The following is a 26,076-nucleotide window of genomic DNA, read 5'->3' on the forward strand; positions in this document are numbered from 1 at the left end:
GAGTTTTAGGACATGACCAGCATCATCACCCGCCGCAAGCTGACATTCGGCGCCGCCGCCGCCTCGACCCTGCCACTGCTCGGCCGCGGCGCCTCGGCGCAGGCCCCGCTCGGCGTCGGCTTCATCTATGTCGGCCCGATCGGCGACCACGGCTATACCTGGACGCATGACCAGGGCCGGCTGGCGCTGGAGAAGGAATACGGCGCCAAGATCAAGACCAGCTTCATCGAGAACGTCGCCGAGGGTCCGGACGCCGCCCGCGCGCTGCGCCAGCTCGCCCAGGCCGGCAACCAGCTGATCTTCGCGACCTCCTTCGGCTTCATGAACCCGACGATCCAGGTCGCCAAGCAATTCCCGAAGATCAAGTTCGAGCATGCCACCGGCTATATGCGCGCCGAGAACGTCGCGACCTACGATGCGCGCTTCTACGAGGGCCGCGCCGTGATCGGCACCATCGCCGGACACATGTCGAAGACCGGACAGGCCGGCTACGTCGCCTCCTTCCCGATCCCGGAAGTCGTGATGGGCATCAATGCTTTCCATCTCGCCGCCCGCAAGGTGAACCCGAACTTCAAGACCAAGGTCGTCTGGTGCTCGACCTGGTACGACCCCGCCAAGGAGGCCGACGCCGCCAAGGCACTGATCGACCAGGGCGCCGACATGATCACCCAGCACACCGATTCCGCCGCCCCGCTCCAGGCGGCCGAGCAGCGCGGCGTCTTCGCCTTCGGCCAGGCCTCCGACATGAAATCCTTCGCGCCCAAGGCCCATCTTTCGGCCATCGTCGACGACTGGTCGGGCTACTACATCAAGCGCGTCAAGGAGGTCATGGACGGCAATTGGAAGAGCGGCGCGGTCTGGGGCGGCATCAAGGACGGCTTCGTCAAGCTCGCGCCGTATAACGATGCGATCACGCCGGCCGCCCGCGCCGCCGCAGACGAGGTCACCAAGGCCATCGTCGCCGGCACGCTCCACCCCTTCACCGGCGAGCTCAAGGACCAGAAGGGTGAAGTCCGCCTGAAGGCCGGCGAGAAGGCCAGCGACGAGATGCTTTCGAAGATGGACTGGTACGTCGACGGCATCCAGGCCTGACGATGAATTCTCGCTGCGGCGGACTGCTCGCGCCGCCGCAGCGATTCGCAGGCTCCACCCGCCTGACGCTACGTCAATCCACCCCGTCAACCTGTTTTCGTTCTCAACTGGGCCGTTACCGGCCTGAAACCGATGGAACGAAGGCGTTTCCTGTGCGTATCTACCGCCGCGGCCATCGTCTTTCCGCGGTAACCGTGGCAACTGCGTGAGTTGCGCGCCGCGAATGGCATCCATGTGTCGCGGTCGCTCGTGTCGGAAACGAGCATGAACGGCCGTCATCCAGCACGCGACGCCTGAACCACCTTCTCTAGGAGGAATTCATGACCAAGAACGAACTGATCGCCGCCATTGCCGAAGAGACCGGGAAGACCAAGGCCGACGTCTCGGCCATCCTGGCCTCTCTCGGCGCGACCGTCGCCAAGACCCTCAAAAAGGGCGACGACGTCACGCTCGGCGGCATCGGCAAGCTCTCCGCCGCCAAGCGCGAGGCCCGCGAGGCCCGCAACCCCTCGACCGGCGCGACCATCAAGGTGCCCGCCAAGACCGTCGTGAAGTTCAAGGTCACCAAGGACCTCGCCGACGCGGTGGCGTAAGGCCATCATCGGGCTCAGGCAGCGTTCGCGCATGAAACGTGGACGCTGCTTGACCCTGCGCCCCATGCCCTCACATTAGCGGCATGTTTCTCCGTCTCTTCACCGATCTGCGCGCCGCCAAGGTCCCGGTGACCTTGCGCGAGTACTTGACGCTGCTCGAAGGGGTGGAGGCCGATCTGGCCGAACACAGGGTCGACGAGTTCTACTATCTCGCCCGCGCCACTCTGGTGAAGGACGAGCGCCATCTCGACAAGTTCGACCGCGTCTTCGCCCAGGTGTTCAAGGGCATGGAGACGCTGCAGCAGGCGATCGAGGAAGCGGGCATTCCCGAGGAATGGCTGCGCAAGCTCGCCGAGAAATTCCTGACCGACGAAGAGAAAGCCCAGATCGATGCGATGGGCTGGGAGAAGCTCTGGGAGACGCTGAAACAGCGGCTCGACGAGCAGAAGGGCCGCCACCAGGGCGGCAACAAGTGGATCGGCACCGCCGGCACCTCGCCCTATGGCGCCTATGGCTACAATCCCGAAGGCATCCGCATCGGCCAGGACAAGAACCGCAATTTCCGTGCGGTGAAGGTCTGGGACAAGCGCGAGTTCAAGGATTTCGACGACACGCGCGAACTCGGCGTTCGCAACATGCGGATCGCGCTCAGGCGCCTGCGCCGTTTCGCCCGCACCGGCGCGGCCGAGGAACTCGACCTCGACAACACCATTTCCGAGACCGCCCGGCACGGCTATCTCGACGTCAAGCTTCGCCCCGAGCGCCGCAACGCCGTGAAGGTGCTGCTCTTCCTCGATGTCGGCGGGTCGATGGACTGGCATATCGAATTGGCCGAGGAGCTGTTCTCGGCGGCGCGGGCCGAGTTCAAGCATTTCGAGCATTTCTACTTCCATAACTGCCCCTATGAGCGGGTCTGGAAGGAGAACCGCCGGCGCCACGACCAGCAGATCGCGACCTGGGACGTGCTCAGGACCTATCCCTCCGACTACCGGCTCGTCTTCGTCGGCGATGCCTCGATGAGCCCCTACGAGATCGCGATGCCCGGCGGCTCCGTCGAGCACTGGAACGAGGAGGCCGGCGAGGTCTGGATGGAGCGCCTGGCGACCAAATTCCCGAAATCGGTCTGGCTCAACCCGGTGCAGCAGAACCTCTGGAACTACACCCAGTCGGTCCGCCAGATCGGCGGCTTGATGGGCGGGCGCATGTTCCCGCTGACGCTCGACGGACTGGATGGCGCGATGAAGGTTCTGGCGCGGTGACGAAAGCGATCATGGACGAGGACGACGACGGCCCTGCCCCGAGCTGGCGCCAGCGCCCCAAGCCGGTGGGCTTCGAGATCGCCTACAAGCTCGACGGCGACACGCTCGAGGTCGATCGGACGCGCCGGGTCGACAGCATCCGCCTGAGTGCGGTCGAGCAGGTCCGCTTCGTCTATGCGCCCGGCAATATCTCTTCGAAGGGCTACAAGACGCAACTCCGGCTCAGCGACGGCCGCACCGTGACCTTCGGCAACCTGTCCTGGCGCTCGCTCACCGATCTCGACCGCGACGATCCGCGCTATCGCCGCTTCGTCACCGCACTGTCGGCCGCGATCGCGCGGGCCAATCCGCGCGCGCGCTTCGTCGCCGGACGACCCAGGCCGATCTGGCTCGGCGTCGCCGCTCTCGGCGCGCTGTCGCTGCTGATGCTCGCGGCCTTCACGCTGCGCGCCTTCCAGCAGGGCGCGAACAGTGCCGGGCTGCTCGGCATCCTGCTGATCGCCGCCTCGTTCTGGCAGGTCTGGCCGCTGGTCAGTCTCAACCGGCCGCGCGAACTCGCGACCGGCGAGGTGCCCGACAGCCTCGTTCCGGGACGGACGAGCTGAGGCTCAGCGGACGACCAGCACCGAGCATTTCGCCCGGCGCACGATGGCCGAGGCGTTCGAACCGATGACATAGGCGAGCATGCCGGGCTCATGCGAGCCGATGACGATGAGATCGGCGCCGCTGGCGTCGGCCTCGGCCAGCACCTCGCCATGGACGGAGCCGATCAGGACCTTGGCCGAGACCTGCTCGGCGGGAAGATCGACCTTCGCTGCGATCTCGGCGAGCTTCGCCTCGGCATCTTCCTGCTGCTCGGAATCGAAATCAGCCGGCACGAACTCCATGTAGGTGACCGGGATGAGCGAGCGGACATAGACCAGACGCAGCCTCCCGCCCGAAGCCTTCGCGAAGGAGACGGCCGCTGCGAGCGCCGGCTGGGCAAGCTCGGCTTCGGCGAGATCTACGGGGACCATGATCGATCTGTACATCGCATCCTCCTAGGCATCGGACCGAAAAATGGGCGCCACTTTTCGGGAGTCCGGATGATATCACAAATGCCTGGGTCGCTGTTGCCGCGCCTGGTGGAATGCGCGCCGATCCAGGCGGGGTGTGCAATCATCATGGAGTTTTGCCAGCATCGGCGCCATGATCCAGCGCAAGATGCCGGATGCGGTGCGATGCCGCGCGGGTCTAGCCCTGGCGCTCGGGCGTACGGACGATCAGCCCGTCGAGATCGTCGCGGATGCGGATCTGACAGGAGAGGCGCGAATTCGGGCGAACGTCGAAGGCGAAGTCCAGCATATCCTCCTCCATCGGCTCGGCAGGGCCGACCGCCGCGGTCCAGGCATCGTCGACATAGACATGGCAGGTGGCGCAGGCGCAGGCGCCGCCGCATTCCGCCTCGATGCCAGGAACCGCGTTGCGGATCGCCGTCTCCATCACGGTCGAGCCGGTTTCGGCCTCGACGGTGCGGCTCTCTCCATGAGCGTCGATGAAGGTGATGTTAGGCATGGGAAACTCCGGCGGCGCGATCTCCGGCACCGCTTAGAGCATTTCAAAGCGGCACGGAACGGGTTTTCCCGCCGCAGCCGTGCTCAGGCGGCGCAGTCGGAGCGCGCGATCACCGCCCTCGCCTCGGCCGCCGCGAGGGAGAGCGCATCGAGAGCGCTTTCGCTCGCCTTCTGCTCCGGCCCGGCAAGACCCTCCTCGATGCGGTCGGCAGCCTCGGCGACCTGCCAGGCACCGACGGCGCGCGCCGCACCCTTCAGGCTGTGGGCGGCATCCATCCGCACCTGCCGGTCGGTGCTGCCGTGGATGGCTCGCAGATGGACGACGCATTGCTGGGCGAAGAGCACCAGCAATTCGCGCTCCAGCTCGTGGTCGCCTGCGGTCTGGCGGGAAAGATAGGCGAAATCGATGGCCTTCTCGGTCATGTCAGGAACTCTTCGACATCGGTCATCAAATGGCCGCACGGGCCGGTCTCATGCCCTTCAGGAAGCGCCCGGATGGTGAACGAGGCGTTAACGACGTTTGTGAATCGCGTGGTCAAATGGGTTTCCAAGGGTCCAGGGGTCCACTACCCTTCCAATTGGTAAATGATGGGCGCAGTGTCTCCGTTCACCCGGCCAGAGGCGGCATGGGGCGACGGTGGTCATCGTACGCGCCCATCGTCAGTAGCGTGACGAGGCGGCAACGATGAATCGACCCAAGAAGCTCCAGGACCCCACTGAAGCTGCGATGTCGGCGATCGAAGAGGCTCTTCGCCTTGACCAGTCCAAGGACGGCGCCGAGACGCCGGTCGAGACCGAGCCGCGACTGCCCTCGACCAGCGAGAACGACCTGAAGCTCGAATTGCCGCGCGTCGAGCCGGCTCCGGCGTCGCCTCCGCCGGCCCTTGCCACTCCTCCCCAGCAGCCGGCGCAGCCGCGCGCCGCGATCGCGCCCGATACCAGCCGCGTCGCCAATGACGACCGCCGCGATTCCAGCTCGCTGGTCCAGGCCTTCGCCGTGCGCCCGTCGCGCAAGCCCTACTGGTTCGCCGCGCTGTCGTCGCTGGCCTGGCTGGGAGGCGCCGCCTTCGTCCTGCTCGGCCGCTACGGCTCGTTCAGCAACGGCCTGCCCGAGCCGGTCGCCAGCTTCGGCATCGGCGAATGGACGCTGCTCGCGCTCTCGATCGGTGCGCCGGTCGTGTTCTTCTTCGTCCTGGCGGCGCTCTATCGCCGCACCCAGGAAATGCGCCTGATCTCGCGCGCTATGACCGAGGTCGCGCTGCGCCTGGCCGAGCCCGAGGTCGCCGGCGCCGATTCCGTATTGTCGCTGAGCCAGACCATCCGCCGCGAGGTCGCCGCCATGGGCGACGGCATCGAGCGCGCGGTTGCGCGGGCCGGCGAACTCGAAACCATCGTGCGCGGCGAAATCTCGACGCTGGAGCGCGCCTATGCCGATAACGAGATTCGCCTGCGTTCGCTGATCGACGAGCTCGTCACCCAGCGCGAGGCCGTGGTCGGCAATGCCGAGCGCGTCAAGCTCGCCATCAGCGGCGCCCATGACGGGCTCGCCAAGGACCTCGACAGCGCCAGCCGCGCCATCGCCGAGGCCGTCTCGCAGGCCGGCGACCGCGTCACCGGCTCGCTCGGCGCCAAGGGCGACCAGATCACCCAGGCGCTCGGCCGCGCCGGCGAGAAGATGATCGAGGAGATCAGCGGACGCAGCCACGACCTGGTCGAGCGCCTGCAGGTCACCTCCGGCGAGGTTTCCGAGCGGCTGGCCGGAGCCAGCGACAATCTCTCGACCATGCTCGACGGCCGGGCCAAGGAAATCGCCGGTTCGCTGGAGCGCACCGGCGCCGTCCTCACCGAGGGCCTGACCACCGGCGCCCAGGACGTCACCCGCGCCATCAGCGAGACCGGCAACCAGGTCGCCGAAACGCTGACCGGCCGCGTCGAGACCGTCAACGAACTGCTCAAGAACACCGGCGAGACGCTCGCCCGCGACATCTCGGCGCGTGGCACGGAAGCGGCCGAGCGCTTCGAGGTCAGCAGCCGCAGCATGGTGGCGCTGATCGAGAGCCAGAGCGAGGCCCTGCAGGCGCGTCTGGCGGAATCCGGCGAAGCGCTGCGCAGCGCGCTTTCCGACGAGGGCGAGAGCGTCACCACCCGCCTCGCCGAGGTCGGGCGCGGGGTCAACAGCCTGCTCAACCGCCAGAACGAAGCCATCGCCACCCGCCTCACCGAGGTCGGCGAGAACGTTCACGGCCTGATCGGCACGCATGGCGATACGCTGGTCAGCCGCCTCAACGAGACCGCTCGCACCGTCGACGACGTGCTGCGCGAGCGCAGCGAGGCGATCATCCTGCGCGTCAACGATGCCAGCCAGTCCCTCAGCGAGTCTGTCGCGCAGCATGGCGACGCGCTCACCGGCCGCATCACCGACGTCGCGGGCCAGGTCAACGGGCTCTTCACCGACCAGGGCAGCAAGCTCGTCGACCGCCTGAACGAAACGGGCCAGACCGTCCATACCCTGCTCGACCAGCAGGCCGAGAAGCTGGTCGGCCGCGTCTCCAGCGCCGGCAGCGAGCTCGCCGATCTCGTCGGCCAGCAGAGCGACGGCGTCGTCGAGCGCGTCGCCGAAGCCGGCCGCAACCTCGCCAGCCTGATGGGCGAGCACAGCGACGCAACGGTCTCGCGCGTCTCCAATGCCGGCGCCGATGTCGCCAAGCTATTGTCGGAGCGCAGCGAAGCTCTGGTTTCCAGCGTCTCGGGCGCCGTCAACACCGTCGAAACGCGCCTGCGCGACGAGAGCGAGCTGCTCGTCAGCCGCCTCACCCAGGCCGGCCAGGAGGTCGGCACCATCGTCGGCAACGAGAGCGAGCGCCTGATCACCGGCCTGTCCGAGACCGGCATGCGCGTCAGCGCCCTGCTCGACGAGCAGGCCGGCGCGATGACCGTCAAGGTTTCGCAGGCCGGGCTCGAGATCAAGGATCTGCTCGGCAACGAGAGCCAGGCCCTGGCCAGCCGCGTCGCCGATGTCGGCCGCTCGGTGCATGGCATCCTGTCGGAGCGCAGCAACGCCCTGATCTCCCGCCTGGCCGAGACCGGCGCCAGCATCGACCAGCAGCTGGACGAGCGCGGCGCCCATCTGGCCTCCCGCATCACCGGCAGCATCGAGGCGGCGCAGAACGCCCTCGAACAGCAGCAGACCGGCTTCCTCGCCAGCGTCAGCGACACGGCCGAGAAGGTCGGTTCCCTGCTCGGCGAGCAGCGCGAGACCATGGTGCGCGACCTCGTCAGCACCGGCCGCGAGGTCCACACCCTGCTCGGCGAGCAGAGCGAGGATCTGGCGCGCCGCATGACCGAGGCAACCCGCACGCTCACCGAGACGATCAATGTCGACGGCCGCCATGTCGCCGACCGCGTCACCGAGGCGACGCAGGGGCTGCGCGACACCTTCACCGTCCATGCCGAGGACGCCCGCACCCTGCTCGCCGGCACCGGCCGCGAGATCGTGCTGGCGCTGACCCAGCAGGGCGGACGCGTGAACGAGGCGCTCTCAGCCAATGCCGAGTCGATGCTGCGTTCGGTCGAGGGCCGGGCCCAGGCGCTCAACGAGGCGCTGGCGCTGCGCCACGACGCGCTGACCAAGCTCTTCGACGAGCGTGGACATGAGATCGAAACCGCGCTCGGCGGACGCCTCTCGGCGTTTGCGGCGCTGTTCGACACGCAGGGCCGCGACGTCGAGAATGCGCTCGCCGCGCGTCTCGGTGCCTTCGAGGACCTGATCGTCGTCCAGGGCGGCACCCTGACCGCCAAGATTTCCGGCGATGCTCAGCAGCTCACCACTGCGCTCCATGCCGGAATCGCGCAGGTCGAGAAGCTGATCTCCGAGGACGGCGTCGCGCTGGCCGACAAGGCCGGGACGCGTGCTCTCGAGGCAGCCGAGCTGCTCGCCAGCCGCACCCGCGAGGCCGCGGACGCGATGGAGAGCCAGATCAAGCTGTTCGAGGATCGCTCCGGCGCCAAGAGCGCCGAGATCGCCGGCACGCTCGACAGCCTGATCGCGCGCATCGACGGCAGCCTCGGCTCGCGCGCCACCGCCCTCAACGAGGCGCTGGTCGAGCGCACGGTCGACATCGCCCGCGTGCTGGCCGAAGGCGGACGCGAGGTGACCAAGGCGCTCGCTGCCAAGGCCGACGAGATCGGCGAGGTCGTCACCTCCAAGAGCGAGTCGCTCACCCGCACGCTCAGCGACAAGGCCGATACGATCAACGCGACGCTGGGCGGCCGGGCCCTCCAGATCGCCGACACGCTCGACCAGAGCGTCGCGCGCTTCGAGGAGCGCGTCGTCAACCGGCTCGACACCGTCTCGCATACGCTCGACACGCGCGGCGACGAGATCGCCACCACGCTGCAGGGCCGGTCCGAGGCCATCGCCTCCGTGCTCGCCGAGCGCGCGCAGGAATTGCGTGCCCTGTTCGACGACCAGGGCGGCGGCATGGTCTCGGCGCTCGCCGGCCAGAGCGAGGCCATCGCGGCCGCGCTCACCGAGCGAGCCGAGCAGTTGCGCACCCTGTTCGACGATCGCGGACTCGGCATCGTCGCGGCGCTCGGCCGCCGTGGCGACGCCATCTCCGGCGCGCTCGACCAGCGTGCCGAGCAACTGCGCGCGATCTTCGAGGGCCAGGGCGCCGGCCTCGTCACGGCGCTGGAGCGCCAGGGTGCGGCCGTGGCCTCTTCGCTGGAGGAACGGACGAGCGCCCTGCATGCAGCTTTCGACGCCAGCGGCAGCGGCCTCGTCGCTGCCCTCGGCCGCCAGGGCGAGACGATCACGCAATCGCTCGACGAGCGCGTCGATGCTCTCCACGCAGTCTTCGACGCCAAGGGCAACGGCCTTGTCGCCGCTCTCGGAGAGCAGGGTGCAACCTTCAGCCAGTCGATCGACGAGCGCATCGCGGCACTGCGCGCCGCCTTCGACGCCAAGGGCAACGGTCTCGTCGCTGCGCTTGGACAGCAGGGTGCGACGCTCACCCAGTCGATCGACGAGCGCGTCGAGACCCTCCGCGCCGTGTTCGATGCCAAGGGCAACGGTGCCGTCGAGGCGCTGAACGAGCGCGGCGAGGCCTTGGCCAACGAGTTCGCCACGGTCGGCGAGACGGTGGTGCGCGCACTCGAAAGCCGCGGCAACGCCCTCGTCGCCGGCCTGCGCGATCGCGGCACGGCCATCGCCAACGCGGTCGAGGCCTCGTCCAATGCCCTGCGCGAAACGCTGGAATCCGGCTCGAAGCAATCGGTCGACGCGCTGGTCGGCACCAACGAGCAGCTGCGCGAGGAACTCGGCGGCATGCTCGGGCGCCTCGGCGAGGCCAACAAGCTGATGCAGCAGATCGTCAACGGCGCGAACAAGAACCTCGCCGCTGTCGAGAACAGCCTGTCTACCCGCGTCGGCGAATTGCAGACCGTCATCGGCACCGTGATGGCCGAGGCCGGCTCGGCCTCGCAGCAGGTCACGACGCAGATCGCCGAGCTGAAGAGCTTCTCGGAAGGCACGCTGCGGGAGACGACCGCGCTGATCGGCCAGCTCGACGATCGCGGCACCTCGCTCAACGAGGCGACCCAGGCCAGCAGCGCGGCGCTCAACGCCGTCGCCGGCCGGCTGGAGCAGATCGAGGGCCGCGTCGGCAAGGCGCTGTCCGAGCGTCGCGAGGCGCTGGAGCAGTTGCACGGGCTCATCGCCAACCGCACCGACGATGTCGAGGCGATTACCCGCTCCTTCGCCTCGCTGATCGACGACTCCCTCAACACAGCGGAATCGCGGGCCCGTCAGATCGGCACGGTCCTGTCCGACTCGGCGGAATCGACGACGAACGCGATCGCTCAACAGTTCGAGGCGATCCGTTCCGCCACCGGCCAGGAGCGCGAGCGCACAGCGGAGGCCCTGCGTGCGGCCTATGCCCAGGTCTCGACCGAGATCGGCGGCGAGATCGCCAAGGTGACCGAGCGCTTCCAGAAGGCGGCGCAGGACATGCGCGGGATCACCGGCGACATCCAGCGCGAGCTGGAGGCGACCCGCGCCGAACTGAAGCGCGGCGTGCTCGAACTGCCGGCGGAAGCCCAGGAATCGACCTCGGCCATGCGCCGGGTCGTGGCCGAGCAGATCAAGGCGCTGAACGATCTCACCGAGATCGTGACGCGCGCCGGCCGGCGCGGCGATGTCTCGCTGCCGATCGACCATGTCGCCAACCGGCGCTCGGCCGCGACTGCGGCTGTGACCGCCGCCGTTGCCGCCCCTGCCCCGGCAGCTCCGGCCCGGCCTGCCCAGGTGCTCTCGCCTGTAACCCAGCCCGCCCCGGCCGCGGAGGAACCGCTGCTGCGGCCGTCCCTCGATGCCACGGCAAGCGAGCCCGAACAGCCCGCCACGCCGCGCGGGAGCACGCGCGCCGAGCCGGCGCCAAGCCGCACGGCTCCGATGCAGGAAGCGCCGCGCCGCCAGCCGGAGCCGGTTGCGCAGCCGCCCAAGGCGGGCTGGCTCTCGGACCTGCTCACCCGCGCCTCGCGCGAGGACAAGCAGCCGGAGCCGAGCAAGACGACGACGCATTCGATCGAGAAGCTCGATTCGCTCTCCGTCGATATCGCGCGGATGATCGACCATGACGCCGCGGTCGAGTTGTGGGACCGCTACAAGCGCGGCGAACGAAACGTCTTCACCCGCAGGCTCTACACGCTGCAGGGCCAGCAGACCTTCGACGAGATCCGCCGCAAGTATCGCCGCGATGCCGAATTCAAGGATACGGTCGACCGCTATATCGACGAGTTCGAGCGCCTGCTCGGCGAAGCCGCCAAGGACGACCGCGACTCGATGGTGGCCAAGACCTACCTGACCTCGGAGACCGGCAAGGTCTACACGATGCTGGCCCATGCCAGCGGGCGCTTCGAGTAAGCGTCCGCCTCCCCGCTAAATCGAGAAAGGCCGCCCGAGAGGGCGGCCTTTGCTTTTCCGGGGCGCGACGAAGGCGCCGAACGGCTGCCTAAGCCGCTGCCTGGAAACGTGCCTCGCCCCGGTTCACGAAACAGGTCTTGTCGAACAAGGCGAGGTCGAGCGGATTGGGCAATCGCACATCCGCGATCTCGGGAAACGGCTTGCCCGAGGCTTCATAGGTGCGGTCGATCTGCGAGATGAAGACGAGGATCAGGCCCCTCTCCCGCGCGAAGGCCTTCAGCGCCTTCACCTGAAGCGCCAGCTCCGGTGTGTCGCGGCGCTGGTCGAGCAGTTGCAGATAATCGATCACCGCCACCGTGCCGCGCGGCGCGTTGCCGAGGGCCGCGACGATATAGTCCGCGCTGATCGCATCGGAGCAATCGCAGTCGAACCGGTCCGCGAACTCACGCGGCTCGATATTGATCGCGCGCAAACGGGACAGCACATCCGCCGGCGTATATTCGAGGGTGAGGAAGACGCCCCGGCGCCCTGCCCGCATCGCCTCCGCCAGCAGGGCAAGGCTCGCCAGCGTCTTGCCCTGCCCCGGTCGCCCCGCCATCAGGACGAGATCGCCCGGTTCGAGCAGGGGCCAGAGCGCGCGGACGGATGTCATCCCGGGCTGCTTCGCCGCGAGCAGGCTCCAGCTGCGATAGCCTTCCTGAGCCGCGATGCGATCAAGCACGACGTGGAGCGGGATGCGTTCTGCGCGGCTCTGCAGCTTGGCCTTGCGCTTCAACTCATGGATCGGGGCCGACAAATTCATGACGTGAACCTCCTATCGCGAGCAGCTGGCGCAATCCCTCCTCATGCGTGATGCCCGGACAGTCGGTCAGGTCGTCGGAAATGCCCCGCATGATGATGCTGCCCCGGCTGGAGGGGGGAGGCTCGGGCCGAGCCGGAATCAGAGCCTAGCGCAGAGGCGCAGTGAAGGAAATCGCGACCTGCCGGCGAGAGGCGCTCAGCGCGCCCAGCGCACGATCTCGACCAGCACCTGCGACAGCGCCCGGTCCAGCGCCTGGGTCGCGCCCGGCCCGTCGACCGTGCCGGCGGCGACACGGGCGGAGAACAGCCGCGCCCGCTGGATCTGCCCCGTGCGGTCGCCGACGATCCGGGCGGTGATTTCGACGACAGCCGTTCCCGTTGCAGCGTCGATGTTGAAGCTGCGGATATTGGTGTTGAGCTGGACATCGGGCGAGATGCGCTGGCCGGGACCTGAGACCGACCCGACCCGGCCGGCATTCTCGAAGGTCTGGATCAGGCGGGCCTGCACCAGCGCCGGAACCCGGTCCGCCCATTGCGCGCCGCCGACGAAGGAGAGCGCGCCGCTCGAATCCTTGACGATGACGCGGTCGGAATCGAGCGCCTGGACCGCCGTCGGCTCGGCCACGACCATCGCGCCCCGCGAACCGCCGACCTTGCCGAAGCCTCCGGGCGCCGAGAGGTCGAAAGTGGTCGGGGTCGCCCCGCCGCCGCAGCCGGCAAGGAGCGCGGCCGCAGCCAGAGCCAGGGCCGGGAGGAAGCGGCGTGTCCGGCGGGCCGGAGGAAGCTGAACCTCGGTCGTCATGGGGCTAGCGGGATCCGTTGTATTGGGGGAGCGGCGGCTTGCCACCGAAAATGAACTGCTGCGGGTTGCGTTCGAAATTCCGCAAGGTGCGGTTGAGTTCCGTCAGGGTCTTCTTGCCGTCGGCAGCCAGCGACTCGACATCGCGCAGGCCCGGCCCGGTGAAGCGGCTGATGCCGGCCGTGATCTCGGCCGTGCGCTTGTCGAGGTTGTCGGCCAGCGTCCGGATCGACTTGGCGGCATCCGCGACCTCCTGGAAGGCGCTGCGACCATCGGGACCAGATCCGGATTCGAGGAAACCCTTCGCCGCCTGCAGCACGCCCTCGACCTGATCGGCCGCCTTGTCGAGCTTGGCCGAGATCGAGGCCGCGTCCTTGACCACCTTCGCGACGTCAGCGCTGGAGCCGCCGAGCGCGCCGGTGAACTTGTCGACATTGGCAATGATACTGCTGACCTTCTCGCGATCGACCGAGCGGACCACGGCGGTCAGCTCCTCGCTCAGCGATTGCAGCTTCTGCGAGAGCGGCTGGATCGTCTCGGCGATGTTGCCGAAGCCGGCCATCAGCTTGTCGAGACCCTCGGCATTGTTGCCGAGCGCCTGCGAGAACTTCTCGACATTGCGGACGGTGTTGTTGATCGGCGTGGCGTTCTGCTTGATCAACCCGTCGAGCGACGTGAGCATCCCATCGGCCCTCTGCGCAACGTTGCGGACCGTCTCGATGATATCCTGCAGTTCGGAGCGCTCGGCGATGATCGTCGGCATCGGCTCGCCGGGCTTGGCGATCAGCACCGGCGCAGATGGATCGCCGCCGATAAGCTGCAGCGCGACCACGCCGGCCAGGCCCTGAGCCTCGATGCGCGCGCGCGTGTCGTCGCGCAGCGGCGTCGTGCTGGCGACCTGGATCACCGCGTAGATGCGGCGCGGATCGTCCGGCTGCAGCTCGATACTGGTGACTTCGCCGACCCTCAAGCCGTTGAACAGCACGCTCGACCCACGGCCCAGCCCCGTCACCGTGCCCGTGAAGATGACGCGGACATTTTCCTTGCGCCCGGTTCCGCCGCTGTTGAACCAGTAGACGAAGCCGAAAGCCGCCGCGAGGACCGCGAGCGTGAACAGACCGACGAGTGCGTAGTTGGCGCGCGATTCCATCGTCTAGCTGCTTTGTCCCTGCTCTCCCGCCGGCAGCCTGGCCATGGCGCGCTCCCCGCCGAAATAGGCCTTCAACCATGGATGATCGGACGCCAGCATCGTCGCCAGCGTGCCGACCGCGATCACCTTCTTGTCCGCCAGAGCGGCGATTCGGTCGCAGGCATGATACAGGCTGTCGAGATCGTGGGTTACCATGAAGACGGTCAGCCCCAGCGTCTGCTTCAAGGTCATGATGAGGTCGTCGAATTCGGCGGCGCCGATCGGGTCCAGCCCCGATGTCGGCTCGTCCAGGAAGACGATCTCGGGATCGAGCGCCAGCGCGCGGGCCAGCGCCGCCCGCTTGATCATGCCGCCCGAGAGCTCTGACGGTGCCTTGTCGGCGGCGTCCCGCGGCAGGCCGACGAGATCGAGCTTCACCATCGCCAGCTCGTCGAGCAGATCGGGCGAAAGGTGAAGGTATTCCCGCATCGGCACCTGGATGTTCTGCTTGACCGTCAGGGCCGAGAACAGCGCGCCCTGCTGGAACATCACGCCGAAGCGCCGCTCGAGCACGCGGCGCTGCTGCAGGTTGAGATCGTCGACATCCTCGCCGAAGACCTCGATCGTCCCGCGTCGCTTGCGCACGAGGCCGAGGATCGTGCGCGTCAGCACCGACTTGCCTTGGCCGGAGCCTCCGACGAAGCCAAGGATCTCGCCGCGCAGCACGTCGAGATCGAGCCCGTCCATGATGACCTTGTCACCAAAGGCGACCTTGAGGTCGCGAACGCGAATGACGGTCTCGGACTCGCCGGGTGCCTGAATCCGATCGGGAGGAGGCATGGTTTGTTGCGCCATCGTCAGAACTCGATCGAGGCGAAGAACATGGCGAAGAGCCCGTCGACGACGATGACCATGAAGATCGCCTTCACCACCGAGGCCGTGACCTGACGGCCGAGCGATTCCGCCGAGCCCTTGACCGCGAGCCCCTCGATCGAGGCGATCAATCCGATGACGAAAGCCATGAAGGGCGCCTTGATCAGGCCGACAGCGAAATGCTTCCAGGTGATGACCGATTGCAGCCGGGCGAGGAAGGTATCGACGCCAATGCCGCCATAGAGCCAGGCCACCAGCCCGGCGCCGACCAGTCCCGACATCGCCGAGATGAAAGTCAGGATCGGCAGCGAGATGATCAGTGCGAGGATGCGTGGCACGATCAGCACCTCGATCGGGTCCAACCCCATCACGCGCAAGGCATCGATTTCCTCACGCATCTTCATCGAGCCGATCTCGGCGGTGAAAGCCGAGCCCGAACGCCCCGCGATCATGATCGAGGTCAACAGCACCGCGAGTTCGCGCAGGATCAGGATGCCGGTCAGGTTCACGACGAAGGCGGAGGCGCCGAATTGCTGGAGCTGGAAGATGCCCTGCTGCGCGACAATGCAGCCGACGAGGAACGAGATCAGCATGATGATCGGCGCGCCGTTGAAGGCGATCAGCTCGATCTGGTTGACCAGCGATGGCCCCCGGAACTTGCGCGGGCCGAGGACGACGCTGGCCGAACCGACCACGACCTCGCCGAGGAACATGGCACCGCCCACCATGTCGCGGCCGAAGCGCACCACCCCCTCGCCGATATCGACGAGGACATCGACGATCCTGAAATGCCGATGCGGCTTCGGAGGGTCGTCATCATGGACCTGGACCTCGGACAGGAGGATACCGTGCTCGGGCCTGCTGCTGACGAGCTCGACCGCTGCGCCGTCCCTCTCCTGCCGTGCCTTCAGGCGATTGAGGACATAGGCGCCGAGCGTGTCGAGCCGCGTCACCTCCGACAGGTCGATGCGGGCTCCGGGCGTTTCGTTCAGGCGCTCGGTGATCTCGCCGACCAGCTCTTCGATGCGGGGCCCGCGGTCGGCGCTCCACGAGCCCGAGAGCGCCACCGCGAGCGTGCCCGCATCATCGCGGAAGGTCGCCTGCGGTTCGGCGGTATCGAGGCTCGCCATGTCGCCGTGAGGTCCTTGTCCCTGGCCAAAACAGCCTCGTGCGACCGCGCGTCGCCGGCCGCACCATCCTCCACCCCATGCCCTGTATTGCCGTGCCGCGCCCACTTGGCAAGCATCGGGCATTCCAGCAGCTTCCGCTCCGTTGCCGAAGCCCCGGAGGCACGCGAACCGGCCGCTTCGCCGGCGGTTTGTTCCAGATCCGGGCGCGGGCAGCAATTCCTTAAGAAATCGCAAGGCAGGCTCGGGCCATCCCGTCACGACCGCCTTGCTGATTCGGCCGGTCCTTCGAAGGCAGATTCGTCATGGGCGACGCGCGCTCGCTGACACCGTTGACCGAGGCGGATTACGAGGCGATCGAAGCCGCGGTCATGGAGACGGCGCGTGGCCGCTGGTTCATGGTCGAATATGCCAAGCGCAACCGGCAGGCGGATACGCTGCAACTGCTCGGCGCGATCCAGCGGATCGAACGGGTCGTCGGGCTCGGCGTGCAGGAGACGAGCCGAGAGACCAACCTGATCGAGGCGGCCGCGCTGATCAGCGACCTGCGCACCGATCTCGAACGCATCAGCGGCAAGGCCGAGGCCCGCTCGTCCGGGCTCGCCGCCCAGATCGAGAAGGCTGCCGGCTCGGTGCTCGCCGCGACCGAGAGCATCCAGGAGGCCGCCTGGGGCCTGCGCGAGACCGGAGCGGACGACGAGGCCTGCGACGCGCTCGACCGCCGCGCCGCCGAAATCTCGACGGCGATCGGCATCGTCGACAGCGTGGTCCAGCGCATCGACAAGATCGCCGACACCATCGCCATGCTGGATTCGAGCCTGCGGGCCTTCGGTGAAGCCGCGCGCGAGAGCAGCGTGAGCTTCGAGGCGATGGCTGCCACCGCGGAAGCGATGACCGTGCCGGCTCCCTCCTCCGCGCCGCGCCATTATGAGGATATCGACGTCGCAACCGGGGGCCGCGAGCCGGTCCCGCTGGAGTTCACCGGCCGGATGGCGGCCGAAGCGCGTTTCGCCACCGTTCCGTTGCTCGACGACGATATCGTCTTCAGCGATCCGGTCGACACACAACCGGAACCCGCACGCCCGGCGGCGAGCCCCCGGGAAACCACCCTGCGCGAGATCGACGCTCTGCCGGCTGATCGCAAGCTCGCCTATTTCGTCTAGGTCCGGCTGCCAGCAGCTCAGTTCTCGCGCCGGATCGCGCTTTCGTGCCAGCGATGCAGCAGCAGGTGCGATATCAGGCTCGTGGCCAGGAAGATCGCGACGCCCGAGAGCGAGATCATCACCAGCGCCGCGAAGACGCGGGGAATCTTGAGCTGATAGCCCGCCTCCAGGATGCGATAGGCCAGCCCCGAAGCGCTGCCGCCGGTGCCGGCGACGAACTCCGCGACCACCGCGCCGATCAGCGCGAGGCCGCCTGATACCTTCAACCCCGCCAGAAAGTACGGTAGCGCCGCCGGCAGCTTGAGATAGCGCATCGTCTGCCAGCGTGAGGCGCCGTAGAGCTCGAACAGGTTGACCAGATTGTGGTCGGCCGAATTCAGCCCGAGGATGGTGTTCGACAGGATCGGGAAGAAGGCGACGATCCAGGCGCAGATCAGCAGCGACAGGTCGATATCGTTGGCCCAGATGATGATCAGTGGGGCGATGGCGACGATCGGCGTGACCTGCAGGATGACGGCATAAGGGAGCAGCGCCATTTCCAGCCATTTCGACTGGCTGAACAGCACCGCTAGCGTCACGCCGACGACGACCGCCGCGGCGAGCGCCATGAAGGTGATCTTCAGCGTGACCCAGAGCGAGCCGGAGAGCGTGCCCCAGTCCGCGACCAGCGTCTGGCCGACCAGGATCGGCCCCGGCAGGACATAATGAGGAATATCGTTCCAGCGGACCGCGAACTCCCAGAGCGCCAGCACGGCGACGCCGATCACCAGCGGGGCGAGGATACGCGGCCAGACGCTGACCGGCAGGCCGAGGATGCGGGCCCCTGCCATGGCGACGGGCAGTGCCTGCGCATCCGTGCCACCGGACCTCGGCGTTTCGACGGGCACGCTCATTGGCCGATCGCCTCCTTCAGCTTGGTGGAGGCGACGCGGCAGAGATGGGCGTATTCGCCGGAGGTCCGGAACAGGTCGTCGCGGGGATAGGCAGCATCGACCGAAAGGTCGGCCATGACCCGGCCGGGCCTGGCCGCCATCACCACGATACGCTGCGAGAGATAGACGGATTCGAAGACCGAATGCGTGACGAAGACGGCCGTGAAGCGCTCGCGCTCCCACAAAGCCAGCAGGTCGTCGTTGAGGCGATGGCGGGTGATCTCGTCGAGAGCCGCGAAGGGCTCGTCCATCAGCAGGATCTTCGGCCGCATCACCAGCGCACGCGCAATCGAGACCCGCATCTTCATGCCGCCGGATAGCTCGCGTGGGTATGACTTCTCGAAACCCTTGAGCCCCACCAGCGCCAGCATCTCGGCGGCGCGCGCCTCGGCCTCGGCGCGGGCGACGCCCTTCAGCTTGAGCGGCAGCATGACGTTGGCCAGCGCGCTGGCCCAGGGCATCAACGTCGGGTCCTGAAAGACGAAGCCGAGATCGCGTCCGCCATGGCCGGCGTTCCCTTGCGCCTCGCCGGTCTCGCCCGGCCAGGTGATCGCGCCGGTTGTCGGCGCGCCCAGCCCTGCGATCATGCGCAGCAGCGTGGACTTCCCGCAGCCGGATGGACCGAGCAGGCTTATGAACTGCCCTGCCCCGAGTTCGAGATCGACGTCGCGAACGGCAAGCGTGCCGTTCGCGAATTGCTTGGAGACATGCCGGACCGCCACCAGCGGAGTGCTCGCGGCGGATTGCGGCTTCGTCTCATCCATCGTCGCAGTCATCTTTTCAGCAGCGCTCGTCCGGCTCAGCCCTTGCCGATGCCCTTGTTGACGAAGTCGAGGCTATAGGCCTTCTTCACGTCGACGCCGGCCGGAACCACGCCGGCCTCGCTCATCGTCTTGTAGAAGCTCGCCCAGCGCGCATCGGTCATCGCGCCGATGCCGAGCGTCTTGGCGTCGCCGGAGACGACGATGCCGCGCTCGTTCATCACCTTGAGCGCGTAATCGATCTTCTCCTGATCCATGTCGGGATTGTCCTTCAGTATCCGGGCATTGGCGGCTTCGTTGCCGGGGCCGCCCTTCATGTACTCGGCCCAGCCCTCCAGCGTCGCGTCGGTGAAGCGATGCACCACGTCCTTCTTCTCCTGCACCATCTTCCGGGAGAGCGTGATCGTGGTGTTGTAGTTCTCGAAGCCGGCATCGGCGAGGAGATGCACCACCGGATCGACGCCCGCCTTGCGGATGACGAAGGGCTCGGAGGAGAGGAAGCCCTGCTGCGTCAGCTTCTTGTCGGCCAGGAACGGCGCCATGTTGAAGGTGTAGGGGCGGATCTGCTCGTCCTGGAAACCGAATTTCAGCTTCAGGAAGGGCCAGAAGCCGACGCGGGCCTGCGCCGCGATCAGGATCGGCTTGCCCTTGAGATCGGCGAGCGTGTCGTTGCCCTGGCCGGGATGCGAGATCAGGACCTGTGGGTCCTTCTGGAAGATCGAGGCGATGCAGAGGAAGGGCAGGTTCTCGTGGGCGAAGCTCAGCGCCTCCAGCGAGTTGCCCATGATCATGTCGACGCGGCCGCCGAGCAGGAGCTGGGTCGGGTTCTGCTGCGGGCCGCCGGGGCGGATCTCCACGTCGAGCCCGTATTTCTTGTAGATGCCGTTGGTGGCGGCGAGATAGAAGCCGCCATGCTCGGTCTGGGCGCGCCAGTTGGTCTGGTAGCTGACCTTGTCGAGCGTCTGCGCGTTGACGCGCGCGCCCGGCACGGGGATCAGCAGCGACGCGGTGGAGCCGCCGATCAGCCCGAGCGCGGCGCGCCGGTTCACGCGATATTTCATCGTCGTCATCTCGCTCTCTCCCCTCACGCTGCGGCCGGCCCGGCCACTGGCCCGTCTCCTTATCCCATGCGATAGGACGACGGGACAATGCAACGCCGTGCCGCCGGGTTTCTGCACAGAAACAAGGCGATCGCATCGGCTCCTGACAGGCCTGATCATGACCGCACGTTTCTGGGGCGACCTGAAGAGCTCCGACTTCGCCACGCTTTCGCCTGACCGCACCGTCGCGGTGCTGCCGCTGGCGGCGATCGAGCAGCACGGCCCGCATCTGCCGGTCTCGGTCGACACCACCGTGATGAACGGGATGCTGGAGGAGGCGATGCCGCTGGTGCCTGATGATCTCGACGTGCTCGTGCTGCCGACGCAGGCCGTCTGCAAGTCGAACGAGCATCTGCATTCGCCGGGCACGGTCACGATCGGCTGGGAAAGCGCCGTCCGCTCCTGGATCGAGATCGGCGAGAGCGTGAAGCGGGCGGGCCTGCGCAAGCTCGTGCTGATCACCTCCCATGGCGGCAATGTCGACCCGATGAAGATCACGGCACGGGAGCTGCGCGTCGACCACGGCATCCTCGCCGTCTGCACGGCCTGGATGTCCTTCGGCCTGCCGGACGGGCTCTATGGCGAACTCGACATCCGCCACGGCATCCATGGCGGCGATGTCGAGACCTCGCTGATGCTGCATTTCCGGCCGGACCTCGTCGACATGAGCCGGGCTGCGCTGTTCAAGCCGCATACGGTGACGATGGCCGAGGATGGCTATACCCATCTGCGCCCGACCGGCCCGCATGCCTTCGCCTGGATGGCGCAGGACGTGAACCGCGCCGGTGCGGCCGGCGATGCCAGCCTCGCGACCGCGGCGAAAGGCAAGGCGACGGCTGCGCTGCAGGCGAAGGGCTTCGCCCAGTTGATGGCGGATGTCGCGCGGATGCCGCTCGATACGCTCTACAAGGCGGGCTGAGCCTCACTCCGGATCGAGGAGGCGCGGCCCCGGCCCCTCCTCGGCCAGGCGGTCGAGCGGATTATGCAGCGGACAATCCCGCACCGAGAGACAGCCGCAGCCGATGCAGCCGTTGAGCTGATCGCGCAGCCGCGTCAGGCGGTCGATGCGGCGTTCCAGCTCCTGCTTCCAGGCCGACGAGAGCCGCGTCCAGTCGGCGACGGTCGGCGTGCGCTCCTGCGGCAGCGCCTTGAAGGCCTCGCGTATGGTCTTCAGCGGAATGCCGGCGCGCTGCGCCACCTTGATGATCGCGACCCGGCGCAGCACCTCGCGGGCATAGCGACGTTGATTCCCTTGCGTACGGTGGCTGCGGATCAGCCCTTCCGCCTCGTAGAAATGCAATGCCGAGACGGCGAGCCCGCTGCGGCGCGCGACATCGCCGACGCTGAGCTCGCCCGGCAAACGCGCCTGCTGGGACATCGGAAACGCCTCTTGACCTTAACCTTACTTGAGGTTCTATAAGCCCCGCTCCCGTGAAGCAAACCGGAGCGTTTCCATGCACCAGAAGGTCGATACGCGGATCAGGCTCGCCCTGATCTATGGCAGCAGCCGCGAAGGCCGCTTCTGCGACAAGGTCGCCGGCTGGGCGATCTCCCAGATCGCGGGCGACGGTCCGTTCGACCTCGCGGTCGTCGACCCCGGCGAGATCGACCTGCCCCCGCGCCATGTCAGCGGCAAGCACCCAGCGCTTGAAGAGCTCAGGAGCATCATCGGCTGGGCCGACGGCTTCGTCGTGGTGACGCCCGAGTACAACCGCGGCTATCCGGCGATCCTGAAGTTCCTGATCGACGCCGTCGGGCCGGAATGGCGCGGCAAGCCGGTCGGCTTCGTCTCCTATGGCGGGATATCGGGGGGCCTGCGCGCCGTCGAGCAGTTGCGCCTCGTCTTCGGGGAATTGCATGCCGCGCCGATCCGCGACGGCGTCGCCTTCGCCGATGTCTGGAGCCGCTTCGACGCGGAGGGCGCCTTGCGCGATGCCGACCGGGCCGAACAGGCGATGGCGACGATGCTGGCGCAACTCCACTGGTGGGCGAGCGCGCTGCGCAAGGCACGCGAAAGCGTGCCCTACGGCCAGTTCGCCGCGGCCTGATACGTCACGCGAACGTGGAAAGAGCTTCACAAATCCGAACTGGTCTCACCGTGGCGGGATGCGGAACAATGCCTGCCCCTGGGACGAGGAACGGATATGAAGCTCAAACTTCTCCGCAACGCGACGCTGAAACTCGATTTCGGCGGCAGGACCTTCCTGATCGACCCCGATTTCGGGCCGCGGCACAGCCGCCGCTCCTTCACCGGGCGGTCGCAGAACCCGATGGTCGACCTGCCCGAACCGATCGAGGATATCATCGCCGGCGTCGACACCGTGATCGTCTCGCATCTCCATGCCGACCATTTCGACGAGGTCGCCAAGGAGCGCATCCCGAAGAACCTGCCGATCATCTGCCGGCCCGGCGACGAGGCGGCGATCGCGCAGGCAGGCTTCTCCTCGATCACGGCGGTCGACTGCTATGTCAGGCTGGGACCGATCATCCTGAAGCGGCACGCGGCTCAGCATGGCACCGGCTCGGTCGTCGAGAAGATGGGGCCGGTGATGGGCCTGAGCTTCGAGGCGCCGGGCGAGCCGACGCTCTACTGGTGCGGCGACAGCGTGCTCTATCCGCCGCTGCGCGACGCCGCGACGGCGACGGGCCCCGACGTGATCGTCAGCCATTCCTGCGGGGCGATGTGGGACAACACGCTCATCGTGATGGATGACGAGCAGACCCTCGACCTCGCCGAGGCCTTCCCGCTCGCGACGATCATCGCGACGCATATGGAGGCGCTCGACCACGCCACCGTCAGCCGTGCCGCCTTGCGCAAGGCGGCGAAGGCACGCGGCGTCGACACGCGACGCCTGCGCATCCCCGCCGATGGCGAGACGATCGAACTCGGCGTGCCGGCGCTTGTTTGATCCGGCCGAGCCAGCCGTCATGCTCGGGCTCGACCCGAGCATCTCTGGAAGGAGAGGCGCCTCTTCCTGCATGAGATTCTCGGGTCGAAGCCATGCTTCGCCCGAGAATGACGTGCGGGGCCGTTACTCCCCCGCCTTGAGCTGCTTGGCGTAGATGTCCTTGTACTGCTCGCGCAGCAGGTTCTTCTGGACCTTGCCCATGGTGTTGCGCGGCAGCTCGGCGACGACGAAGACCTGCTTGGGCTGTTTGAACTTGGCGAGACGCTGCTCCAGCGCCGCGGCGATCCCCTTCGCGGTGATCTCGGCGCCGGGCTTGCAGACCACGCACGCGGTAACGCCCTCGCCGAAATCCGGATGCGGCACGCCGATGACGGCACTCTCGATCACGCCCGGCATCTCGTCGATCTCGGTCTCGACTTCCTTGGGATAGACGTTGTAGCCGCCGGTGATGATCAGGTCCTTGCCGCGCCCGACGATATGGACGTAGCCGGCGGGATCGATCTTGCCGAGATCGCCGGTGATGAAGAAGCCGTCGGCCCTAAACTCGGCGGCCGTCTTCTCGGGATTGCGCCAGTAGCCCTTGAAGACGTTGGGACCCTTGACCTCGATCATGCCGATCTCGTCGCGGGCGATCTCCCTGCCGGTCTCGGGCTCGGTGACGCGGGCCGAGACTCCCGGCAGCGGAAAGCCGACCGTGCCGGCGACGCGATCGCCCTCATAGGGGTTCGAGGTGTTCATGTTGGTTTCGGTCATGCCGTAGCGCTCGAGGATGGCGTGGCCGGTGCGGTCGCGCCATTCACGATGCGTCTCGGCCAGCAACGGCGCCGAGCCGGAGACGAAGAGGCGCATATGCCTGGTCGCCTCCTTGCTGAGGCGGGCGTCCTGAAGCAGGCGGACATAGAAGGTCGGCACGCCCATCATGCTCGTCGCCTGCGGCAGGTACTTGAAGACCTGCTCGGGATCGAACTTGGGCAGCAGGATCATCGAGGCGCCGGCAAGCAGGATCACGTTGGTCGCCACGAAGAGCCCGTGGGTATGGAAGATCGGCAAGGCGTGCAGCAGCACGTCGCCCTTCGTGAAGCGCCAGTAGTCGACCAGCGCCAGCGCGTTGGAGGACAGGTTGTCGTGGCTGAGCATCGCGCCCTTGGAGCGGCCTGTCGTGCCGGAGGTGTAGAGGATCGCGGCGAGATCGTCCGGCCCGCGCGCGACGTCGGTAAAGTCGCTCGACGCGGCATTGGCCTTGTCGAGCAGGCTGCCGTTGCCGATGCCGAGCGTCTCGAGCTTCGCGCCGGCCTTCTCGGCATAGGGGCGCAAGGGCTCGGCCTTGGCGGGATCGCAGACGAAGACCGCAGGCTCGGCGTCGCCCAGGAAATACTCGATCTCCGCCGGGGTATAGGCGGTGTTGAGCGGCAGGAAGATCGCGCCGGCCCGGACCGTGCCGAGATAGAGCATCAGCGCCTCGAAGCTCTTCTCGACCTGGACGGCGACGCGATCGCCCGGCTTAACGCCGAGCCCGACCAGCGCATCGGCGAAGCGCGCTGAGACCGCAACCATGTCGCCATAGGAGAAACGCCTGCCGTCATCGAGCAGCGCGAAGGGCGCGTCGGGCGCCGGCATGCGCGAGCGGATCAGGTCGAAGAGGTGATTGCCCATGATTTCGGGTCCTTTCAGGCGTTTCCGTATCAGCTTGTGGCCGGGCGCAGCAGCTTGCGCACACTCGACGAGGCCACCACCGTGTTGCGGGTGGCGAAGGCCTCGTGATTGGTCTCGATGTCGTCGAGGTCATAGCGGTAATTGACCATCACGCCGTGCGACTCGCGCAGGCCTCGCGCCGAGAGATTGCCGCCGACATTGATGCGCTCCAGCCGTGCGCCGTTGCCGAGATGGAAGCGCGCGACCGGATCGATCACGCGGCCAGACGCGGTGCGCGCCCGCAGCATGTACTGCGCCATCATCTGGCCGAGCAGCTTGTCGCGGCGCGCCCGTGTGGCCTCGTCGAGCGAAATCGTCTCGCCGGCCGGGCGGGCCAGTTCGGCGCGCTCTTCGTTGGTGAGAACGAGATCGCCCGGCTCTTCCGCAACACCGGCCAACCAGCGCGCGAAGCCGGGCACCGGCGAGAGCGTGACGAAGGTGTCGAGCCCCGGCAGTTCGCGCTTGAGGTCCTCGGCCACCTGCTTGATCAGGAAATTACCGAAGGAGATGCCGCGCAGGCCCTCCTGGCAGTTCGAGATCGAATAGAACACCGCCGTCGTCGCCTGCTGCGCGGGGAGGACCTCGCGCTCGGGCTCCAGAACTTCGCCGATGCTGCGCGGGATATCGCCGGTCAGCGCAACCTCGACGAAGATCAGGGGGTCGTCGACGAGCTGGGGGTGGAAGAAGGCGAAGCAGCGACGATCCGCCGGCTCCAGCCGGCGCCTCAGATCATCCCAGCCCTGGATCTCATGGACCGCCTCGTAGCGGATGATCTTCTCCAGGACGTTCGCCGGCGTGCGCCAGTCGATGCGGCGCAGGACGAGGAAGCCGCGGTTGAACCAGGAGCCGAAGAGATGGCGGAAATCCTCGTCGATGCCCTTGAGCTCCGGCTCGGCCGCAATGGCCTCGAACAGGGCCTCGCGCATCCGCACCAGCACATGGGTGCCCTCGGGGGCGAGGTTCAGGCGACGAAACAGCTCCTGCCGGCGCGGCTCGGACGCCTGATGCAGGGCAGCGACGGTCGCCGGATAGGGCTTGGCGCGATAGGCCTCGATCGCCGCGTCGAGCCGCTCGTGATCGGGACCGAAGCGCTCCCGCAGCATGGTGAAGAAGGCGAGCCGGCCAGGCTTGTCGAGGCGCTGGAAGGCTTCCAGCACGGCCTGCGCCAGCGCCATGCCCGACGCCTCGCCGCGGCCGGAGAGCAGGTCCTCGCAGAGCTTGTCGATCGGGCGCGAGCGGTTGCCGAGGAAACGCTCGAAGCCGATCAGCGCGCGGCCGCGATCCGCCACGTTGGTCAGGAGTTCGCCGAGAAATGCCATATCCATGCCGGCTCCCAGTTCGGAAGGCTGATCCTATACGAGATTCAGCGCA

At 67.2% G+C, this 26,076-nt stretch carries 23 protein-coding genes; 9 read left to right on the forward strand and 14 right to left on the reverse strand.

Going from position 1 to position 26,076, the window contains the following annotated elements:
- Positions 1 to 12: 12 nt before the first annotated feature.
- From AC1RLU_RS09980 to AC1RLU_RS09995, 4 genes are all read left to right on the forward strand, one after another.
- The gene (locus AC1RLU_RS09980; RefSeq protein WP_082617050.1) at positions 13 to 1,092 is read left to right on the forward strand and encodes a BMP family ABC transporter substrate-binding protein; all 1,080 of its coding nucleotides are present in this window, start codon (positions 13 to 15) and stop codon (positions 1,090 to 1,092) included.
- 320 nt (positions 1,093 to 1,412) lie between these two features.
- On the forward strand, positions 1,413 to 1,685 hold the full coding sequence (locus AC1RLU_RS09985) for an HU family DNA-binding protein (protein WP_047582325.1): 273 nt from the start codon (positions 1,413 to 1,415) through the stop codon (positions 1,683 to 1,685).
- Positions 1,686 to 1,768: 83 nt separating this feature from the next.
- Complete coding sequence (locus tag AC1RLU_RS09990; RefSeq protein ID WP_492795351.1) at positions 1,769 to 2,944, forward strand: vWA domain-containing protein; 1,176 nt, start codon at positions 1,769 to 1,771, stop codon at positions 2,942 to 2,944.
- 11 nt (positions 2,945 to 2,955) lie between these two features.
- A complete protein-coding gene (locus AC1RLU_RS09995) occupies positions 2,956 to 3,549 on the forward strand; it encodes a hypothetical protein (protein ID WP_492795353.1) in 594 nt (197 codons plus the stop codon).
- A gap of 3 nt (positions 3,550 to 3,552) precedes the next feature.
- Here AC1RLU_RS09995 and AC1RLU_RS10000 read toward each other — a convergent pair whose 3' ends face one another.
- From AC1RLU_RS10000 to AC1RLU_RS10010, 3 genes are all read right to left on the reverse strand, one after another.
- A complete protein-coding gene (locus tag AC1RLU_RS10000) occupies positions 3,553 to 3,975 on the reverse strand; it encodes a universal stress protein (RefSeq protein ID WP_061964521.1) in 423 nt (140 codons plus the stop codon).
- Between the two features lie 202 nt (positions 3,976 to 4,177).
- Positions 4,178 to 4,498, reverse strand: a complete 321-nt coding sequence (locus AC1RLU_RS10005) for a 2Fe-2S iron-sulfur cluster-binding protein (protein WP_061965556.1) — start codon at positions 4,496 to 4,498, stop codon at positions 4,178 to 4,180.
- 83 nt (positions 4,499 to 4,581) lie between these two features.
- Positions 4,582 to 4,920 (reverse strand): Hpt domain-containing protein, encoded by a 339-nt coding sequence (locus AC1RLU_RS10010; protein WP_492795354.1) that lies wholly within the window; start codon positions 4,918 to 4,920, stop codon positions 4,582 to 4,584.
- A 262-nt stretch (positions 4,921 to 5,182) separates the two neighbouring features.
- On the opposite strand from AC1RLU_RS10010, the gene AC1RLU_RS10015 reads away from it, so the two are divergent.
- On the forward strand, positions 5,183 to 11,419 hold the full coding sequence (locus tag AC1RLU_RS10015; protein ID WP_492795355.1) for an apolipoprotein A-IV repeat region-like domain-containing protein: 6,237 nt from the start codon (positions 5,183 to 5,185) through the stop codon (positions 11,417 to 11,419).
- Between the two features lie 88 nt (positions 11,420 to 11,507).
- On the opposite strand, the gene AC1RLU_RS10020 is transcribed toward AC1RLU_RS10015, so the two are convergent.
- The 5 genes from AC1RLU_RS10020 to AC1RLU_RS10040 form a co-directional block, all read right to left on the reverse strand.
- A complete protein-coding gene (locus AC1RLU_RS10020) occupies positions 11,508 to 12,221 on the reverse strand; it encodes a DNA helicase (protein ID WP_492795356.1) in 714 nt (237 codons plus the stop codon).
- 195 nt (positions 12,222 to 12,416) lie between these two features.
- Positions 12,417 to 13,022 (reverse strand): ABC-type transport auxiliary lipoprotein family protein, encoded by a 606-nt coding sequence (locus AC1RLU_RS10025; RefSeq protein ID WP_492795358.1) that lies wholly within the window; start codon positions 13,020 to 13,022, stop codon positions 12,417 to 12,419.
- 4 nt (positions 13,023 to 13,026) lie between these two features.
- Positions 13,027 to 14,169 (reverse strand): MlaD family protein, encoded by a 1,143-nt coding sequence (locus AC1RLU_RS10030; RefSeq protein WP_492795360.1) that lies wholly within the window; start codon positions 14,167 to 14,169, stop codon positions 13,027 to 13,029.
- Between the two features lie 3 nt (positions 14,170 to 14,172).
- Entirely contained in the window at positions 14,173 to 14,988 is an 816-nt protein-coding gene (locus tag AC1RLU_RS10035; RefSeq protein ID WP_492795362.1) for an ABC transporter ATP-binding protein, read from the reverse strand.
- 17 nt (positions 14,989 to 15,005) lie between these two features.
- Positions 15,006 to 16,151: an ABC transporter permease gene (locus tag AC1RLU_RS10040; protein WP_061964535.1), complete on the reverse strand. Its 1,146-nt coding sequence runs from the start codon at positions 16,149 to 16,151 to the stop codon at positions 15,006 to 15,008.
- Between the two features lie 302 nt (positions 16,152 to 16,453).
- Here AC1RLU_RS10040 and AC1RLU_RS10045 point away from each other — a divergent pair, with 302 nt between their 5' ends.
- Positions 16,454 to 17,311 carry a hypothetical protein gene (locus AC1RLU_RS10045; RefSeq protein WP_492795363.1) on the forward strand — a complete coding sequence of 286 codons (858 nt, stop codon included), beginning with the start codon at positions 16,454 to 16,456 and terminating at the stop codon, positions 17,309 to 17,311.
- Between the two features lie 17 nt (positions 17,312 to 17,328).
- Here AC1RLU_RS10045 and AC1RLU_RS10050 read toward each other — a convergent pair whose 3' ends face one another.
- Genes AC1RLU_RS10050 through AC1RLU_RS10060 form a run of 3 tightly spaced genes read right to left on the reverse strand, consistent with a single transcriptional unit; the run spans position 17,329 to position 20,074 of the window.
- Positions 17,329 to 18,141 (reverse strand): ABC transporter permease, encoded by an 813-nt coding sequence (locus tag AC1RLU_RS10050; RefSeq protein WP_492796197.1) that lies wholly within the window; start codon positions 18,139 to 18,141, stop codon positions 17,329 to 17,331.
- A 59-nt stretch (positions 18,142 to 18,200) separates the two neighbouring features.
- Positions 18,201 to 19,007, reverse strand: a complete 807-nt coding sequence (locus AC1RLU_RS10055; protein ID WP_492795364.1) for an ABC transporter ATP-binding protein — start codon at positions 19,005 to 19,007, stop codon at positions 18,201 to 18,203.
- A 35-nt stretch (positions 19,008 to 19,042) separates the two neighbouring features.
- Positions 19,043 to 20,074 (reverse strand): ABC transporter substrate-binding protein, encoded by a 1,032-nt coding sequence (locus tag AC1RLU_RS10060; RefSeq protein ID WP_492795366.1) that lies wholly within the window; start codon positions 20,072 to 20,074, stop codon positions 19,043 to 19,045.
- 148 nt (positions 20,075 to 20,222) lie between these two features.
- Between AC1RLU_RS10060 and AC1RLU_RS10065 the strand changes: the two genes are divergently transcribed.
- On the forward strand, positions 20,223 to 21,023 hold the full coding sequence (locus AC1RLU_RS10065) for a creatininase family protein (protein ID WP_492795367.1): 801 nt from the start codon (positions 20,223 to 20,225) through the stop codon (positions 21,021 to 21,023).
- Between the two features lie 3 nt (positions 21,024 to 21,026).
- On the opposite strand, the gene soxR is transcribed toward AC1RLU_RS10065, so the two are convergent.
- Positions 21,027 to 21,482 carry a redox-sensitive transcriptional activator SoxR gene (soxR, locus tag AC1RLU_RS10070; protein WP_492795368.1) on the reverse strand — a complete coding sequence of 152 codons (456 nt, stop codon included), beginning with the start codon at positions 21,480 to 21,482 and terminating at the stop codon, positions 21,027 to 21,029.
- 76 nt (positions 21,483 to 21,558) lie between these two features.
- Here soxR and AC1RLU_RS10075 point away from each other — a divergent pair, with 76 nt between their 5' ends.
- Together AC1RLU_RS10075 and AC1RLU_RS10080 are read left to right on the forward strand one after the other, a co-directional pair.
- Positions 21,559 to 22,152 carry an NADPH-dependent FMN reductase gene (locus AC1RLU_RS10075; RefSeq protein ID WP_061964548.1) on the forward strand — a complete coding sequence of 198 codons (594 nt, stop codon included), beginning with the start codon at positions 21,559 to 21,561 and terminating at the stop codon, positions 22,150 to 22,152.
- 96 nt (positions 22,153 to 22,248) lie between these two features.
- The gene (locus AC1RLU_RS10080; RefSeq protein WP_061964549.1) at positions 22,249 to 23,013 is read left to right on the forward strand and encodes an MBL fold metallo-hydrolase; all 765 of its coding nucleotides are present in this window, start codon (positions 22,249 to 22,251) and stop codon (positions 23,011 to 23,013) included.
- A gap of 123 nt (positions 23,014 to 23,136) precedes the next feature.
- On the opposite strand, the gene AC1RLU_RS10085 is transcribed toward AC1RLU_RS10080, so the two are convergent.
- On the reverse strand, positions 23,137 to 24,666 hold the full coding sequence (locus AC1RLU_RS10085; protein WP_492795370.1) for a malonate--CoA ligase: 1,530 nt from the start codon (positions 24,664 to 24,666) through the stop codon (positions 23,137 to 23,139).
- A 29-nt stretch (positions 24,667 to 24,695) separates the two neighbouring features.
- Complete coding sequence (locus AC1RLU_RS10090; protein ID WP_091855775.1) at positions 24,696 to 26,030, reverse strand: malonyl-CoA decarboxylase; 1,335 nt, start codon at positions 26,028 to 26,030, stop codon at positions 24,696 to 24,698.
- Between the last annotated feature and the right edge of the window lie 46 nt (positions 26,031 to 26,076).

The organism is Allobosea sp. GW822-FHT05A11 (genome assembly GCF_058800455.1).

What these genes read in the sequence shown, in the direction of transcription:
- AC1RLU_RS10085 (WP_492795370.1), bottom strand. Translation starts at nt 24,666, where the DNA reads ATGGGCAATCACCTCTTCGACCTGATCCGCTCGCGCATGCCGGCGCCC.
- AC1RLU_RS10090 (WP_091855775.1), bottom strand. Translation starts at nt 26,030, where the DNA reads ATGGATATGGCATTTCTCGGCGAACTCCTGACCAACGTGGCGGATCGC.
- AC1RLU_RS10030 (WP_492795360.1), bottom strand. Translation starts at nt 14,169, where the DNA reads ATGGAATCGCGCGCCAACTACGCACTCGTCGGTCTGTTCACGCTCGCG.
- AC1RLU_RS10010 (WP_492795354.1), bottom strand. Translation starts at nt 4,920, where the DNA reads ATGACCGAGAAGGCCATCGATTTCGCCTATCTTTCCCGCCAGACCGCA.
- AC1RLU_RS10005 (WP_061965556.1), bottom strand. Translation starts at nt 4,498, where the DNA reads ATGCCTAACATCACCTTCATCGACGCTCATGGAGAGAGCCGCACCGTC.
- AC1RLU_RS10045 (WP_492795363.1), top strand. Translation starts at nt 16,454, where the DNA reads ATGGGCGACGCGCGCTCGCTGACACCGTTGACCGAGGCGGATTACGAG.
- AC1RLU_RS09985 (WP_047582325.1), top strand. Translation starts at nt 1,413, where the DNA reads ATGACCAAGAACGAACTGATCGCCGCCATTGCCGAAGAGACCGGGAAG.
- AC1RLU_RS10040 (WP_061964535.1), bottom strand. Translation starts at nt 16,151, where the DNA reads ATGGCGAGCCTCGATACCGCCGAACCGCAGGCGACCTTCCGCGATGAT.
- AC1RLU_RS09995 (WP_492795353.1), top strand. Translation starts at nt 2,956, where the DNA reads ATGGACGAGGACGACGACGGCCCTGCCCCGAGCTGGCGCCAGCGCCCC.
- AC1RLU_RS10000 (WP_061964521.1), bottom strand. Translation starts at nt 3,975, where the DNA reads ATGTACAGATCGATCATGGTCCCCGTAGATCTCGCCGAAGCCGAGCTT.
- AC1RLU_RS10080 (WP_061964549.1), top strand. Translation starts at nt 22,249, where the DNA reads ATGAAGCTCAAACTTCTCCGCAACGCGACGCTGAAACTCGATTTCGGC.
- AC1RLU_RS10035 (WP_492795362.1), bottom strand. Translation starts at nt 14,988, where the DNA reads ATGCCTCCTCCCGATCGGATTCAGGCACCCGGCGAGTCCGAGACCGTC.
- AC1RLU_RS09980 (WP_082617050.1), top strand. Translation starts at nt 13, where the DNA reads ATGACCAGCATCATCACCCGCCGCAAGCTGACATTCGGCGCCGCCGCC.
- AC1RLU_RS10020 (WP_492795356.1), bottom strand. Translation starts at nt 12,221, where the DNA reads ATGAATTTGTCGGCCCCGATCCATGAGTTGAAGCGCAAGGCCAAGCTG.
- AC1RLU_RS10015 (WP_492795355.1), top strand. Translation starts at nt 5,183, where the DNA reads ATGAATCGACCCAAGAAGCTCCAGGACCCCACTGAAGCTGCGATGTCG.
- AC1RLU_RS10025 (WP_492795358.1), bottom strand. Translation starts at nt 13,022, where the DNA reads ATGACGACCGAGGTTCAGCTTCCTCCGGCCCGCCGGACACGCCGCTTC.
- AC1RLU_RS10055 (WP_492795364.1), bottom strand. Translation starts at nt 19,007, where the DNA reads ATGGATGAGACGAAGCCGCAATCCGCCGCGAGCACTCCGCTGGTGGCG.
- soxR (WP_492795368.1), bottom strand. Translation starts at nt 21,482, where the DNA reads ATGTCCCAGCAGGCGCGTTTGCCGGGCGAGCTCAGCGTCGGCGATGTC.
- AC1RLU_RS10065 (WP_492795367.1), top strand. Translation starts at nt 20,223, where the DNA reads ATGACCGCACGTTTCTGGGGCGACCTGAAGAGCTCCGACTTCGCCACG.
- AC1RLU_RS10050 (WP_492796197.1), bottom strand. Translation starts at nt 18,141, where the DNA reads ATGGCAGGGGCCCGCATCCTCGGCCTGCCGGTCAGCGTCTGGCCGCGT.
- AC1RLU_RS10060 (WP_492795366.1), bottom strand. Translation starts at nt 20,074, where the DNA reads ATGACGACGATGAAATATCGCGTGAACCGGCGCGCCGCGCTCGGGCTG.
- AC1RLU_RS10075 (WP_061964548.1), top strand. Translation starts at nt 21,559, where the DNA reads ATGCACCAGAAGGTCGATACGCGGATCAGGCTCGCCCTGATCTATGGC.
- AC1RLU_RS09990 (WP_492795351.1), top strand. Translation starts at nt 1,769, where the DNA reads ATGTTTCTCCGTCTCTTCACCGATCTGCGCGCCGCCAAGGTCCCGGTG.